Below are 14,700 nucleotides of genomic sequence, written 5' to 3'. Positions count from 1 at the left end.
CGGTGTTGTCGGACCGCCCGCGTACATCCAGTACGCGGGCGGTCCTCCGCCTTGCGAGGCACCGCACCGGACACCGCCCGCTGATCCGACGCGAATGGTCAGACACGGCCTACGCCCCGAAGCGGCGGCCCACCAGGCGCCAGACGTACTCCAGCAGCACCGAGGCGCCCGCCGCGATCGCCACCGCCGCCCACGGCATGGTGGTGCCCACCAGCTTCAGCGCGAAGAAGTGCTGGAGCCACGGCACCGCGAGGACGACCAGGAACGCCGCCCCCATCGAGGCGACCAGCAGGATCCGCCACCAGGTGTACGGGCGGGCGATGATCGCCAGCACCCACATCGACACCAGGAACAGCGTCAGCGTCGCCGCGCTGGTCTCCGCGTCGAGCGCCCCGGGGCCGGAGTAGTGGCTCCCCGCCAGCATGTACGTGAGGAAGGTCGCCGCCCCCGCGATGACCCCGGACGGGATCGCGTACCGCATCACCCGGCGGACGAAGTGCGGCTGGGCCCGCTCCTTGTTCGGCGCGAGCGCCAGGAAGAACGCGGGGACGCCGATCGTCAGCGTGGAGAGCAGCGTCAGGTGCCGGGGGAGGAACGGGTACTCCACCTGGAAGCAGACCACCAGGATCGCCAGCAGCACCGAGTAGACGGTCTTCGTCAGGAACAGGGTGGCGACCCGGGTGATGTTGCCGATCACCCGGCGGCCCTCGGCGACCACCGACGGCAGGGTGGCGAAGCTGTTGTCCAGCAGCACGATCTGCGCCACCGCCCGGGTCGCCTCCGACCCCGAGCCCATCGAGACCCCGATGTCTGCGTCCTTCAGCGCGAGCACGTCGTTGACGCCGTCGCCGGTCATCGCGACCGTGTGGCCGCGCGACTGGAGGGCTGCGACCATGTTCCGCTTCTGCTGCGGGGTGACCCGGCCGAAGACCGTGTTCTCCTCCATCGCGGTCGCCATCGCGTCCCGGTCCTCCGGCATCCGCCGGGCGTCCAGCGTGTGCTCGGCGCCCGGCAGCCCGAGCTTTCCGGCCACCGCCCCCACCGAGACGGCGTTGTCCCCGGAGATCACCTTCGCGGCGACCCGCTGGTCCGCGAAGTAGCGCAGCGTGTCCCCGGCGTCCGGCCGCAGCCGCTGCTCCAGCACGACGAGCGCGGTGGGTACGGACCCGGCGGCGGCGTCCGGACCGTCCAGGCCGCCCCGCGCACGGGAGAGCAGCAGCACCCGCAGCCCCTGCCGGTTCAGCTCCTCGATCGCGGCCAGCTCGGGGTCGCCGTCGGGGAGCAGCACGTCGGGGGCGCCCAGCAGCCAGACGGAGTCGGCGGCGTCGGCGGACCCGGCGGCCCTTTCGACGGAGGTGGAGCCGTCCGCGCCTTCGGCGGAGCCGGTGGACTCGCCGGTGCCGCCGGTGGAACCGTCCTCGTGGAAGGCGGCGCCGCTGTACTTGCGGGCCGAGGAGAACGGCAGGGTGTCCGTCACCCGCCAGCCTCCCGGGTCGGGGTGGGCGTCCACGATCGCCCGGAGGCTGGCGTTGGGCCGGGGGTCCGAGCCGCCGAGGGCGCCGAGCACCCGGGAGACGTACGCCTGGTCGGCGGAGCCCAGCGGGCGGACCTCGGTCACGTCCATGCCGCCCTCGGTGAGGGTGCCGGTCTTGTCGAGGCAGACGACGTCGACCCGGGCCAGCCCCTCGATGGCGGGCAGCTCCTGGACGAGGCACTGCTTGCGGCCGAGGCGGATGACGCCGATCGCGAAGGCGACCGAGGTCAGCAGCACCAGCCCCTCGGGGATCATCGGCACGATGCCGCCGGCGCTCCGGGCGACCGACTCCTTGAAGTCGTTCTCCTTGACGACCAGCTGGCTGATGACGAGCCCGATCGCGGTCGGGATCATCATCCAGGTCACGTACTTCAGGATCGTCGAGATGCCGCTGCGCAGCTCGGACTGGACGAGGGTGAACCGGGACGCCTCCTCCGCGAGCTGGGCCGCGTACGCCTCGCGCCCGACCTTCGTCGCGGTGAACGCCCCGCCGCCCGCGACGACGAAGCTGCCCGACATCACGGGGTCGCCCGCGCGCTTGAGCACGGGGTCGGCCTCGCCGGTGAGGAGGGACTCGTCGATCTCCAGGTTGTCGGCCTCGCCGACGGTGCCGTCCACCACGACCTTGTCGCCCGGACCCAGCTCGATCAGGTCGCCGAGGACGATCGCGGAGGTGGAGATCTCGGCGGCGTTCCCGTCGCGCCGCACGGTGGGTTTCGCCTCGCCGATGACGGCGAGCCCGTCCAGGGTCTTCTTGGCCCGCCACTCCTGGACGATGCCGATGCCGGTGTTGGCGATGATCACGAACCCGAAGAGGCTGTCCTGGATCGGCGCGACGGCCAGCATGATCACCCAGAGCACGCCGATGATCAGGTTGAACCGGGTGAGGACGTTGGCGCGGACGATCTCGGTGACCGAGCGCGAGGAGCGGACGGGCACGTCGTTGACCTCGCCCCGCGCGACCCGCTCCGCCACCTCGGCGGCGGAGAGCCCCCGGGGGTCGTACGCCGGGGGCGCGGCCTCTTCGGAGGGTGAGCGATCGGGGGGCTGCCCCCCGGAGGTGTCGATGGCCCGCTGCGTCATGGTTCAGACGGTACGGGCGGAACGCCGGGCCAGCCCGGCGACGTACGGGTACGGGTCGGCGGCCGTGTCCGGCAGGGGGTGCGGTCAGCCGGTGGTACCCGGCGTGCCCGGAGCGTCCGGGCCGGCGTCGTGCGCCGCGGCGGCGGCCTCGGCCTCGCGGGCGGCGGCGTGGCGCTTGATGGCGGCGTCCCGGCCGCGTACGTACCAGATGCCGATCAGTCCGAGCCCGGCCCCGGCGAGGCAGGTCCACACCCACCAGAGGTGGCCGTGGTCGTCGAACCAGCCGTAGAAGGGGAGCTGCACGAGGAAGAGGACGAACCAGAGGATCGTGCCGCCGGTGATGGTGGCGACGACGGGGCCCTCCAGGGGCTCGGGCGCCTCGTGCTTCGGTGTCCACTTCTCCATGGCCCCAGTCTATGGGCCGCCCGGTCGGGTACCGCGACGCAGGCCGGGTGGCTGATAAGGGCCGTGTACATAAGGGCTCCGATCCCTTGTGGCGCAAGGGTCTACGCGCGGAGATAGCGATCTTCGCCTTATGTATTCATACTTAATCCGTTCGGGAATGGCGCGATTTGTTCGTGTAAAAGTCCAAAGACGGCCAACGTTCCCCCCACTTGTTCATGGCTCCTACGTACGTCTGAGGTCATACATGTCCGGCACGGCCACCGCAGAGGTCGACCCCAGCCCGCCGAAGGGCGGGCTCGACCGCTACTTCAAGATCTCCGAGCGGGGTTCCACGGTCGCCCGTGAGATCCGCGGCGGATTCGCCACGTTCTTCGCGATGGCGTACATCATCGTGCTCAACCCGATCATCCTCGGCAGTGCCAAGGACATGTACGGGCACCAGCTCGACGGCGGCCAGCTGGTCACCGCCACCGTGCTCACCGCCGCGTTCACCACGCTGCTGATGGGCGTCATCGGCAACGTGCCGATCGCGCTCGCCGCCGGTCTCGGCGTCAACACCGTCGTCGCCCTCCAGCTCGCGCCCCGCATGAGCTGGGCGGACGCGATGGGCATGGTCGTCCTCGCGGGCATCGTGGTGATGCTGCTCGTCGCCACCGGGCTCCGGGAACGTGTGATGACCGCCGTGCCCACCTCGCTCCGCAAGGGCATCTCGATGGGTATCGGACTCTTCGTCCTGCTCGTCGGCCTGGTGGACTCCGGTTTCGTCTCCCGCATCCCGGACCTCGCCCAGACCACCGTCCCGCTCCAGCTCGGCGGCGACGGTCACCTGCACGGCTGGCCGGTGCTCATCTTCGTGCTGGGCGTGCTGCTCACGCTCGGGCTCATCGTCCGCAAGGTGCCGGGCGCCATCCTGATCTCGATCGTCGCCATGACGATCCTCGCGCTGATCATCAACGCGGCCGTGGACCTGCCGGCCGGCGCCTGGGGCCTCACCGTCCCGGAGTGGCCGGGCAACCCCGTGGCCTCGCCCGACTTCGGGCTGCTGGGCGACTTCAGCCTCTTCGGCGGCTTCTCCAAGGTCGGCGTGCTGACCGGCATCCTCTTCGTCTTCACCGTGCTGCTGTCCTGCTTCTTCGACGCGATGGGCACCATCCTCGGCGTCGGCGACGAGGCGAAGCTGACCGACAAGGACGGCAACTTCCCCGGCATCAACAAGGTGCTGTTCGTCGACGGCATCGCCGTCGCCGCGGGCGGCGCGACCTCCTCCTCGGCCTCCACCTGCTTCGTGGAGTCCACCGCGGGCGTCGGCGAGGGGGCGCGTACCGGCCTCGCGAGCGTGGTCAGCGGCCTGCTCTTCACGGTGGCGCTGTTCCTGACCCCGCTGGCGACCATGGTCCCCTCGCAGGCCGCCACCCCGGCGCTGGTCGCGGTCGGGTTCCTGATCGTCGCGAGCTCGGTCCGGGGCGTCGACTGGAGCGACTTCACCCTCGCCATCCCGGCGTTCCTCGCCATGGTGATGATGCCGTTCACCTACTCCATCACCAACGGCATCGGCATCGGCTTCATCGCCTTCAGCGCGATGCGGCTGGCGGCCGGCCGGGGCCGTGAGGTGCCGGTGGCCATGTACGTGGTGTCGGCGGTCTTCGTCTTCTACTACGCGATGCCGGCCCTCGGCCTCACCTGATCCGACCCGGCCGACCGGATCACCCGACCCGCCGCCCCCCTTCCTCCGGGCGCCCGGTCACGTGATCCGGTCCACCGGGTCCTGCCGGCCCTGGGGCCCGTAGAACTTCTCCGTCTCGTCGACCGCCGACTTGAAGCGCTCGTCGAAGTCGTCGCGAATGAGCGTCCGGACCACGTAGTCCTGGACGCTCATTCCGCGTTTTGCGGCGTGCTGCCGGAGCCGGTCGAGCAGCTCACCGTCGATCCGCAGGCTGAGTACTGTCGATCCCATGCCAAGCAGGGTCGCCGCCCCGGCGCGCTTTTGGTGTGACTTTCCGCGCCTGACTCACTCGTTCGGGTGAGCAGTTTCTCGCGCGTACCACCGATTGGTCTTTAGTTAAAGTAATGAGTTACGCTAATGACCATGCCTGACCTGATCCACGACGGCGACAGTGCCGCCGCCGTGAGCTCCCTCCGCTCCGCCGTGATGCTGCTCGGCCGACGCCTCAAGCACCAGCGCGTCGACGAGTCGCTGAGCCCCACCGAGATGTCGGTGCTCGGCACCCTCGCCCGCTGCGGTTCGGCCACCCCCGGTGAGCTGGCCCGCAAGGAGCACGTCCAGCCCCCGTCGATGACTCGCATCGTCGCGCTGCTGGAAGCCAAGGGACTGGTCAGTCTGGAACCGCACCCCGATGACCGTCGCCAGAAGAAGGTCAGCCAGACCGAGCAGGCCGAGGCCATGCTCAGTGAGAGCCGCACGAAGCGGAACGCCTGGCTGGCCGGACTCGCCGAGGGCCTCGACGAGGACGAGTGGGAGAAGCTCAGGGTCGCCGCACCCGTGCTCGAGAAGCTCGCCCACCTGTGACGCCCCGGGCCGGCTGGACCACAGCCGCCGCGCTCGACGTCGCCGTTCCTTCGTCACCTGCCAGCATTCACCCACGCCGAGGAGGCGAACCCTTTTGAGTACGGGATCCGGAGCAGACTCCGCCCCCGCACCGACCGCCACCCACGACAGCACGACCGGCGGGACCTTCTCGTCGCTGAAGATCCGCAACTACCGCCTGTTCGCCACGGGCGCCGTGATCTCCAACACCGGTACCTGGATGTCCCGCATCACGCAGGACTGGCTGGTTCTCAGCCTCACCGGGTCCGCTGCGGCCGTCGGTATCACCACGGCCCTCCAGTTCCTCCCGATGCTGCTCTTCGGTCTCTACGGCGGCGTCGTCGCCGACCGCTTCCCGAAGCGCAGGCTCCTGCTCGTCAGCCAGACCCTGCTCGGCCTCTGCGGAGTGTCCCTGGCCACCCTGACCCTCGCGGGCCTCGTACAGGTCTGGCACGTCTACCTGATCGCGTTCCTGCTCGGCATGGTCACGGTCGTGGACAACCCGGCCCGCCAGTCCTTCGTCTCCGAGATGGTCGGCCCGAAGCAGCTCCGCAACGCCGTCAGCCTGAACTCCGCGAACTTCCAGTCCGCCCGCCTCATCGGCCCCGCCATCGCGGGTGTCCTGATCACCACGGTCGGCAGCGGCTGGGCTTTCATGTTCAACGGCCTGTCCTTCGTGGCCCCCCTCGTCGGCCTGCTGCTGATGAGGACGAGCGAACTCCACCAGACGGTGATCGTTCCCCGCGCCAAGGGCCAGCTCCGCGAGGGCCTGCGGTACGTGAAGGGGCGCCCGGAGCTGATCTGGCCCATCGCCCTGGTCGGCTTCGTCGGTACCTTCGGATTCAACTTCCCGATCTGGCTCACCGCCTACGCCGACGAGATCTTCCACGGCGGCGCCGGGATGTACTCCTTCTTCAACATCCTGATGGCCTGCGGCTCCCTGATAGGAGCCCTGCTGGCCGCCCGGCGCCGCTCCTCGCGGCTGCGGATGGTCGTCGCGGCGGGCACCCTCTTCGGGCTGCTGGAGGTCGCCGCCTCGCTCTCGCCGGCCGTCTGGATCTTCGCGGTCCTGCTGGTGCCGATCGGGATGCTCGGCATGACGACCAACATCAGCGCCAACACCAGCGTCCAGATGGCCGCGGACCCGGCCATGCGCGGCCGGGTGATGAGCCTCTACATGATGGTGTTCGCCGGTGGTACGCCCGTCGGAGCCCCGATCGTCGGCTGGATCAGCGACACGTACGGCCCCCGCACCGGCTTCGCGTTCGGCGGCGGCATATCGCTGCTCGCGGCCCTGGTCATCGGCTTCGTCCTGGCCCGCCTCGGCGGCCTGAGGGTGAAGGTGGACCTCCGCCCGGGGCGCCCTCACGTCCGCTTCGTCCCGCGCGAACAGCTGGCGACAGCGGCGTAGATCGAGCGATCGCTGACACCGTTCCGCCCTCCTTCCCGCGCGCGGGGGAAGGAGGGCGGAACGGTTTTCTGCGCCCGGTCTTCTGCGGGTCGGCTCCTCCCCGGCAGCCTCCCGCGTCGGGGCAGCCACGCCGTGCGACGACACGTCCGGCCTCCCGGGCATGCGGGCAACTGCGAGACTCGCCCGCATGAGCAGCCAGCAAGCCGCGACCGGCAGCCAGCACCAACGCCTCTTCGCCGCCGTCCTGCCGCCCGCCCCCGCCGTCGAGGAGCTGCGGACCGCCGTCGCCCCGTTGCACGCGCTGCCGGGGGCGGGGAGCCTGCGGTGGAGCGGGACGGAGGGGTGGCACTTCACGCTCGCCTTCTACGGGGAGGTGGACGAGACGCTGCTGCCGGAGCTGTACGAGCGGCTGGAGCGCGCCGCCCACCGGAGCGAGCCGTTCCCGCTGCGGGTGCACGGCGGCGGCCGGTTCGACGGACGGGTGCTGTGGGCCGGGGCGGCGGGCGGGCTGGACGCGCTGCGGCTGCTCGCGGAACGCACCCACGCCGCCGCCCGCCGGGCGGGTGTCCCGATGGAGGAGCACCGCCACTACCGGCCCCACCTCACGCTCGCGCGCAGCCGTACGGACGTGGACCTGCACCCGTTCACCGGCGCGCTGGAGGGGTTCGAGGGGGTGGCCTGGGAGGCGGACACGCTGAGCCTGGTCCGCAGCCACCTGCCGGTGTCCGGGGTGCCCGGCGAGCAGCCGCGCTACGAGGAGGTGCGGGCCTGGCCGCTGGGGCGGTGAGCGTCGCCGGGCGGGGTGGCCGGGCGGGGCGGTGAGCGTCGCCGGGCGGGGTGGCCGGGCGGGGCCGGTGACCGGGGCGGGTGACGGGGGAGGCCGGTGGGGCGGTTAACCTCGTCGGGTGGATCCGAAGACCAGAAACCGCATCATGGCCACCGTTCTCGTGCTGATGTTCGTCGTCGTCGCCGTGGCGGCGGCCGTGGGCAACTGACGACGGCCCGCACGGGCGGCGCCCCGGGCGCCCCGGCCGACGGCTGACCGTCGACCGGGAGCGGTACCGGGAGGTACGCGGCGTGCCGGACTACCAGGCGAAGCTCTCCGGGGACGGGCCCGGGCCGGGGAAGATCTCCTCCAGCGAGGCCAGCACCTCCTCGGACAGCTCCAGCTCCACCGCGCGCAGCGCGGAGTCGAGCTGCTCGCGGGTGCGCGGGCCCGAGATCGGGCCGGTGATGCCCGGGCGGGTCAGCAGCCAGGCCAGGCCGACCTCGCCGGGCTCCAGACCGTGCTTGTCGAGCAGGTCCTCGTACGCCTGGATCTGGGCGCGCACCTTCGGGTCCGCGAGGCCGTCGGCGGAGCGGCCGGTGGTGGACCGGGCGCCGCCGCCCTCGCGCTCCTTGCGCAGCGCGCCGCCGAGCAGGCCGCCCTGGAGCGGCGACCAGGGGATGACGCCGAGGCCGTACTCCTGGGCGGCCGGGATGACCTCCATCTCGGCGTCGCGGGCCATCAGGTTGTACAGGCACTGCTCGCTGACCAGTCCGAACGAGCCGAGGCGCTTGGCCGTCTCGTTGGCCTGGGCGATCTTGTAGCCGGCGAAGTTGGAAGAGCCCGCGTACAGGATCTTGCCCTGCTGGATCAGTACGTCGATGGCCTGCCAGATCTCCTCGGCCGGGGTGGACCGGTCGACGTGGTGGAACTGGTACAGGTCGATGTGGTCCGTCTGGAGCCGCTTGAGGCTGGCGTCGACGGCGCGGCGGATGTTGAGCGCGGAGAGCTTGTCGTGGTTGGGCCACGCCTCGCCGTCCGGGCCCATGTTCCCGTAGACCTTGGTGGCGAGGACGACCTTGTCGCGGCGGTCGCCGCCCTGGGCGAACCAGGTGCCGAGGATCTCCTCGGTGCGGCCCTTGTTCTCGCCCCAGCCGTAGACGTTCGCGGTGTCGAAGAAGTTGACGCCCGCGTCCAGTGCGGCGTCCATGAGCGAGTGACTGTCGGATTCGTTGGTCTGCGGGCCGAAGTTCATCGTTCCGAGAACGAGGCGGCTGACCTTGAGGCCCGTGCGTCCGAGCTGCGTGTACTTCATGACTCCCCACCCAACGCCTTCGAGTGCGCTCGAAGCAAGGGGGCGCGGGGGCGCCTCCCGCCGATCGTCGTCGCCAACGACCAGTGGGTGGCGATGAGGCCCCGCTGCACAGTTCTTACTGGCGAGGGACTGCGAGTTGCCAGCTCCGCCGGGGCAGTCGCGCCGCCCAAAGGTCAGGCGGTGCGTGCGTTCTTTTAGGCCCTACGGATATTGGTGTCGACTCCGTCTGGATGAACTAACCATCGAGATGCCCGAGTATATCCTTGACGAATTGTGCTCGATCGGCAGAATCTACGACCTCTTGGGACCATACTGCAGCCGCATCCTCCCATACTCGATCGGTGCGGACGCGCGGCCCTAGATTTTCGGCGACACGTCGAGACCATGCGTGATGATTCTCAAGACGTTTGGCGTCCTCGACTGCGTCCAGCAAGTCTCCGGTTCGGACGCCTAGCCTAAGTGCGACGACGTCCCAATAATTCTCGTCCGTATTTTCAAATACTTCTCGCTCGGGCGCAGAAGTTCCAGGTATTCGTACGCATCCGATCGTAAGATCTTGATCGGCATCAAGTATGCCAATCGATTTCCCGGGCAATTTTTCCTCATCTGCGAGCTGCCCGAGAGTTTTCACTGTGCTGGCGGGGCCCACGGGGGTGATGGAAATCCGCCGCCTAAGATCTGGACTCTCATTCGATATGAGCGCGTCGATCATGACCGCCGCTTCTTTGTCTTCGCAGTACAGGGTCAATTCGGTGTGATCCACGTCATCCATTAGCGACATGGCAAAATCTGGAGTGACGCCATAGATGACGTCGCGGTTACCGTGGCGTTCGACTTGGATGTAAACTCTTGCCTCGGTAGGCAGTTGCTCTAGGATGTACGGCGAATGCGTAGAAAGAATGAATTGAATTCTTTGCTTGTGGGCTATTGAGAACAATTCGGACATGAGGCGGCGCTGTGCTCTTGGGTGGAGTGACGATTCGATCTCATCAATGATCACCAGCGAGTTCCGGGGTGCCGTGCGTAGCAGATTTACAAGATCTGTCGTTGCATCCTCCCCGGCACCCTGATGGAAATTGGAATACTCTCCCTCGGCTGTCGAGAGGATTCCGATCTGCTTCTGTTCGTACTTCGCCATTTTGCCAGCCGTGTACGACTTGTTCATGATTCTCGCCAGCATGTTCCTGTCGGTGTCTGAGAACTCGGTCTCGTCCCCGCGGAAGGTCGCCTGCTTTGCGATCTTTCCGTAGCCGATGAGGGTGTCAATTGGTTGAATGCGGCTAATGTCGAGGAAAAATACTGGGCGACTCTTTCGCTCCGGCATTCCGCGCCATCGCTTGCTCGGCTTGCGAAGGTCGTACGAATCTCCGGATACGCCGAGGTGGAACTGGTAATGCAGGTTTACCTTTTCGACGACTTCCCATGGAGTGTTGGGAAAGAAGTCATCCGGATAGAAAGTTCTCATTGCGGGAAGTTTATCTGGGGCGCGGTACGCGGCTGCGGCCGTCTTGAGCACGGTGCTCTTGCCGGCGCCGTTCTCGCCTGCGATTGCAGTTACAGGGAATCTGAATTCAACCGTTTCTCCTGTCCATCCGCGGAGTCCGCTTATGGTGACCGCGTCGAGGAATTGAGGCCATCCCTTTTCGGAATAGCGTTCCATGTTCCAATCGCTGGTGAGTGGACGGATTGTTTTCGAAACGCGCGCACTGTTCATTCTGCCCCCCTGGCTGTTTGAGGAAAGTGATCCAATGATCTGGCCCTTAGCTTAAGTTGCCAACGCGTCCCGGTATAGGGGTGAAGGTGCCGAGGTTGTTGGCATGTACCGGGCTCCTGTGTCCAGCCAGTTGCCGAGGTGCAGGCCGATCCGAGTAGGCGCTTCGGTGGTTTGGTAACAATTGTCGTGCTGGCGGGTGTTGAAGTGGGTCACTATTGAGGCAATGCGTTCGATTTGCGTGTCTTTCAGGGGCGACTCTTGGGGGATGGAGTCTTTCGTTGGCTTTGTTAGTCCTTCGCGGCCCTGCTCGACTTGCCCGCGAACCGGTCCAGCGCGGCGAGTTCGGCGTGGGAGGTGGCCGCGCCGCCCAGGTGTCCGGCGTCGCCGATGACGGTCAGTTCCGCGTCCGGCCAGGCACGGGCCAGCTCCCAGGCGGTCGTCAGCGGACCGCCCAGGTCGAACCGGCCGTGGATCAGCGCCCCCGGGATGCCCGCGAGCCGTCCCGCGTCCCGGATGAGCTGCCCGTCCTCCAGCCAGGCGGCGTGCGCGAAGTAGTGCGCGCAGATCCGGACGAACCCGAGCCGGTCCCGGTGCGGCCTGCTGGTGTACGCGGGCGGCTGCCCCTCCGCCGACAGCACCGCGTCCTCCCAGGCGCACCAGTCGGCCGTCGCCCGTTCCCGTACGGCCGGGTCGGCGCTCTCCGTCCGGCGGGCGTACGCGGTGACCAGTGCGGCGGCCGACGGCCGGGGGGCCGTCACCTCCGGGACGCCCGCGCGGAAGCGGTCCCAGGCCTCGGGGAAGATCCGGCCGGCGCCCCGGTAGAGCCAGTCGATCTCGTCGGGGCGGGTGGTGGTGACGGCCGAGAGCACGATCTCGGTGACGCGTTCCGGGTGCGCCTCGGCGTACGCGAGGGAGAGCGTCGCCCCCCAGGACCAGCCGAACAGCAGCCACGCCTCGATGCCGAGACGGACGCGCAGGCGCTCCATGTCGGCGATCAGATGGGCGGTGGTGTTGTGCCGCAGGCCGGTCGCCGGGTCGGCGGCGTGCGGGAGGGAGCGCCCGCAGCCGCGCTGGTCGAAGAGGACCACCCGGTACAGCTCCGGGTCGAAGCGCTGCCGGGCCCACGGCTTGCAGCCGGAGCCGGGGCCGCCGTGCACGACGAGCGCGGGCTTCCCCTCGGGGTTGCCGCAGACCTCCCAGTGGACGAGGTTGCCGTCGCCGACGTCGAGCAGGCCGTGGTCGTACGGCTCGACGGGCGGGTAACTCGCTCCGGGCTCGCGGTGCATACGACTCCTCCTCGGTCGGGAAGGGGTCAGCCTACGAGGGGGAGAGGGCAGGCGCGCGGCCCGGGCCACGTACGCTCGGAGGCGTGAACGCCGTGCCCCGGAACCTCGCCGTACTCGCCGACGCCCTCGCCCAGGCGGGCCCGGACGGCCGGGGAGCGCTCTGGCAACTGGCCGAGCAGGGGCGGGAGCTGGACGCCAACCTGGTGCGGCTGCCGCCGGACGCCGAGGTCGGCGAGCACCAGGAGGACACCCTCGACGTGCTCCTCGTCGTCCTCGCGGGCAGCGGCGTCGTCGTCACCGGGGAGACCGCGCTGCCGCTCGCCCCGACCACGGTCACCTGGCTGCCCCGCACCTCCCGCCGCGCCGTCCAGGCCGGACCCGGGGGACTGGCGTACCTCACCGTCCACCGCCGCCGCCCGGGTCTCACCATCGCGCCCGCACCGCCCGGGACCGTCGCGCGGGATCCCGAAGGCGGCGAGTCCGAAGGCGGCGAGTCCGAAGGCGGCGAGGCGCCGTGCGCGCTGGACCGGGTCTGCCCGGAGTGCGGGCGTCTCGCGGAGGGGCGGGCGCCGAAGTTCTGCGCGGAGTGCGGGGAGCGGCTGGGCGGGCGCTGAGCACGGACTCACTCGCACCGGCGGGTGGTTCAGGCGTCCTCGCACTCGGTCAGCTTCGGCGGGTTCGGCGCGGACTCGTTGGCCATCAGCGGCGCCAGGTGCTCGGTGTACAGGTCCCCCCACTCGTGGCTGTTCACGATCTCCCCGAGCGCGTCGCACACCTCCTTCTTCAGCTCGGGCTCACCCGGCACCATCGCCACGCCGTACCCCTCGGCGCCGCCCGCGTTGCTGATCTGCTGGAGCTTGTCCGGGTCCTGGCCGACGTAACCGGCGAGGATGATGTCGTCGGTGGACACGGCGGAGATCCCGCTCGTGTCGTCCAACAGGTAGTCCACGCACAGCTGGTAGGAACTCTGCCGCTTGGTGAGGTTGTACCCGGCCTCCGTCAGCCACCCCTCGTACGTCGAGCCCCGCACCGTACAGACCTGGGCCTTGTCGCTGATCAGGTCGGCGGCGTCGGTGTACGCCGGCTTCTTGTCCTTGCGTACGAGGAAGCTGCGCAGCGCCGTGTAGTACGGCCCCGCGAAGACGATCCCCTGCTCCTTGCGTTCCGGGGTGATGCTGTAGCTCGCTATCACCAGGTCGACACGCCCCGCCGAGAGCATCGACGCCCGGTTCTCGCTGTTCACCGGCACGAAGCGGATGTCCTTCGCCGCGTAGCCCATGCGCCGCGCGATCCGGGTGGCGAGGTCTATGTCGTACCCGGCGTACGAACCGTCCGGCTGGAGCTGGCTCAGCCCGGGCTGGTCGTCCTTGACGCCGATCTTCAGCTCGGCGTGCCCCTGCTGGTACGTGGGCGTGGGCGCGGCCGCGTACTGCCGGGTCAGCCAGCCGCCGCCGGCCAGCAGCACCGCGCAGCCGACCGCCGCCGCGCCGATCACGGTGCGCCGGCGGCGGGGCTTCGACGCCTGCCCGTCGCTCTCTTCGGAGTCTTCGGCGTTGCCGGCGTCGTGCGGGGGGAGTTCGAGGGGCGGGTTCCGGCGGTGGGTCGGCGGGTCGAGCGCCGGGGGCTCGCTGGTGACGGCCATCAGCATCGCCTCGGTCTCCCGGGCGGACGGCCGGTCCTTCGGGTCCTTCCGCAGCAGCGCCCGGATCACCGGGGCGAGCGGGCCGGCGTGCTCCATCGCGGGCAGCGGCTGCTCGTACACGGCGATGAAGACCTCGTACGAGCTGAGGCCGTTGAACGGGGCGTGGCCCTCGACCATCTCGAAGAGCGTCACCCCCAGCGACCACAGGTCGGACGCCGAGGTGCCCGGCATCGGCAGCGCCTCGCCGCCCCGGTGGACCAGCTCGGGCGCCAGGTACTTCGGCGTGCCGATGATCTCCTGCGACTTGGTCAGCTGGACGGCGCCCTCGAAGGTGGCGATCCCGAAGTCCATCAGCAGAGCACGGCCGTTGGGCCGGAAGAGGATGTTGTGCGGCTTGACGTCCCGGTGCAGCACCCCCGCCTCGTGGACCGCGCGCAGCCCGCGCAGCACCTGGAGGGCGATCCGGGCCGCCTGGGCCACCGGGAGCCGCCGCTGCTCGCGCAACAGGTCGGCCAGGGAGCGGGCGTTGAGCAGCTCCATCACGATCCAGACCTGGTTGCCGGCCTCGATCACGTCGTGCACGGCCACCACGTTCTGGTGCCCGATCCGGGCGATGGCCTGCGCCTCGCGCCGCGCCCGCTCGACCCACTGCGCCTGTGTGTCGGGCTCCACGGCCCCCCGGTAGAGCAGCCCCTTGACGGCGACCCGCCGCCCAAGGCGCCGGTCCAGCGCCTCCCAGACGACGCCCATCCCGCCCCGGCCGAGCTGGCGTTGGAGCTCGTAACGGTCGGCGATCACCATGTGCGGGCGGAGCTCGGGCTCCGGTTCGGCGGTGTCCCCGTTGGCGTCCCCGAGGGGCTCGGGCGCGTCCGCGGGATGCCCGTCTCCGGGGTCGCCGTCGAAGCCCCCTTCCGGCTCGTCGGCCGTTCCCTCGCTGTGCATGCGACCCCCTGTGCACTACATGGAAGCAACAGGGTAGACGGTCCGTCAGTGCCTGAT

At 69.4% G+C, this 14,700-nt stretch carries 12 protein-coding genes; 5 read left to right on the top strand and 7 right to left on the bottom strand.

From position 1 onward, the window contains the following. Positions 1–109: 109 nt before the first annotated feature. Together OG599_RS14595 and OG599_RS14590 are read right to left on the bottom strand one after the other, a co-directional pair. The gene (locus OG599_RS14595; RefSeq protein ID WP_327176410.1) at positions 110–2,617 is read right to left on the bottom strand and encodes an HAD-IC family P-type ATPase; all 2,508 of its coding nucleotides are present in this window, start codon (positions 2,615–2,617) and stop codon (positions 110–112) included. A gap of 84 nt (positions 2,618–2,701) precedes the next feature. Next, positions 2,702–3,022: a DUF2530 domain-containing protein gene (locus tag OG599_RS14590; RefSeq protein ID WP_327176409.1), complete on the bottom strand. Its 321-nt coding sequence runs from the start codon at positions 3,020–3,022 to the stop codon at positions 2,702–2,704. Positions 3,023–3,266: 244 nt separating this feature from the next. On the opposite strand from OG599_RS14590, the gene OG599_RS14585 reads away from it, so the two are divergent. After that, positions 3,267–4,706 carry an NCS2 family permease gene (locus OG599_RS14585; RefSeq protein ID WP_327176408.1) on the top strand — a complete coding sequence of 480 codons (1,440 nt, stop codon included), beginning with the start codon at positions 3,267–3,269 and terminating at the stop codon, positions 4,704–4,706. Positions 4,707–4,763: 57 nt separating this feature from the next. Here OG599_RS14585 and OG599_RS14580 read toward each other — a convergent pair whose 3' ends face one another. Further along, on the bottom strand, positions 4,764–4,976 hold the full coding sequence (locus OG599_RS14580; RefSeq protein ID WP_327176406.1) for a ribbon-helix-helix protein, CopG family: 213 nt from the start codon (positions 4,974–4,976) through the stop codon (positions 4,764–4,766). A gap of 132 nt (positions 4,977–5,108) precedes the next feature. On the opposite strand from OG599_RS14580, the gene OG599_RS14575 reads away from it, so the two are divergent. The 3 genes from OG599_RS14575 to thpR all read left to right on the top strand — a co-directional run bounded on the left by OG599_RS14575 (position 5,109) and on the right by thpR (position 7,765). Further along, positions 5,109–5,549 carry a MarR family winged helix-turn-helix transcriptional regulator gene (locus OG599_RS14575; RefSeq protein ID WP_327176405.1) on the top strand — a complete coding sequence of 147 codons (441 nt, stop codon included), beginning with the start codon at positions 5,109–5,111 and terminating at the stop codon, positions 5,547–5,549. Positions 5,550–5,643: 94 nt separating this feature from the next. Further along, entirely contained in the window at positions 5,644–6,978 is a 1,335-nt protein-coding gene (locus OG599_RS14570; protein ID WP_327176404.1) for an MFS transporter, read from the top strand. A 187-nt stretch (positions 6,979–7,165) separates the two neighbouring features. Next, positions 7,166–7,765 (top strand): RNA 2',3'-cyclic phosphodiesterase, encoded by a 600-nt coding sequence (gene thpR, locus OG599_RS14565; protein ID WP_327176403.1) that lies wholly within the window; start codon positions 7,166–7,168, stop codon positions 7,763–7,765. A 298-nt stretch (positions 7,766–8,063) separates the two neighbouring features. On the opposite strand, the gene OG599_RS14560 is transcribed toward thpR, so the two are convergent. The 3 genes from OG599_RS14560 to pip form a co-directional block, all read right to left on the bottom strand. Next, the gene (locus OG599_RS14560) at positions 8,064–9,059 is read right to left on the bottom strand and encodes an aldo/keto reductase (protein WP_327176402.1); all 996 of its coding nucleotides are present in this window, start codon (positions 9,057–9,059) and stop codon (positions 8,064–8,066) included. Positions 9,060–9,294: 235 nt separating this feature from the next. After that, positions 9,295–10,773: an ATP-dependent nuclease gene (locus OG599_RS14555; protein ID WP_327176401.1), complete on the bottom strand. Its 1,479-nt coding sequence runs from the start codon at positions 10,771–10,773 to the stop codon at positions 9,295–9,297. Between the two features lie 287 nt (positions 10,774–11,060). Next, on the bottom strand, positions 11,061–12,059 hold the full coding sequence (gene pip / locus OG599_RS14550) for a prolyl aminopeptidase (RefSeq protein WP_327176400.1): 999 nt from the start codon (positions 12,057–12,059) through the stop codon (positions 11,061–11,063). 83 nt (positions 12,060–12,142) lie between these two features. Between pip and OG599_RS14545 the strand changes: the two genes are divergently transcribed. Beyond that, the gene (locus OG599_RS14545) at positions 12,143–12,673 is read left to right on the top strand and encodes a cupin domain-containing protein (RefSeq protein ID WP_327176399.1); all 531 of its coding nucleotides are present in this window, start codon (positions 12,143–12,145) and stop codon (positions 12,671–12,673) included. Between the two features lie 29 nt (positions 12,674–12,702). On the opposite strand, the gene OG599_RS14540 is transcribed toward OG599_RS14545, so the two are convergent. Beyond that, positions 12,703–14,643 carry a serine/threonine-protein kinase gene (locus tag OG599_RS14540; RefSeq protein ID WP_327176398.1) on the bottom strand — a complete coding sequence of 647 codons (1,941 nt, stop codon included), beginning with the start codon at positions 14,641–14,643 and terminating at the stop codon, positions 12,703–12,705. Between the last annotated feature and the right edge of the window lie 57 nt (positions 14,644–14,700).

This window comes from Streptomyces sp. NBC_01335 (assembly GCF_035953295.1).
Taxonomy (GTDB): domain Bacteria; phylum Actinomycetota; class Actinomycetes; order Streptomycetales; family Streptomycetaceae; genus Streptomyces.
This window is presented reverse-complemented; position numbering and strand designations above follow the sequence as displayed.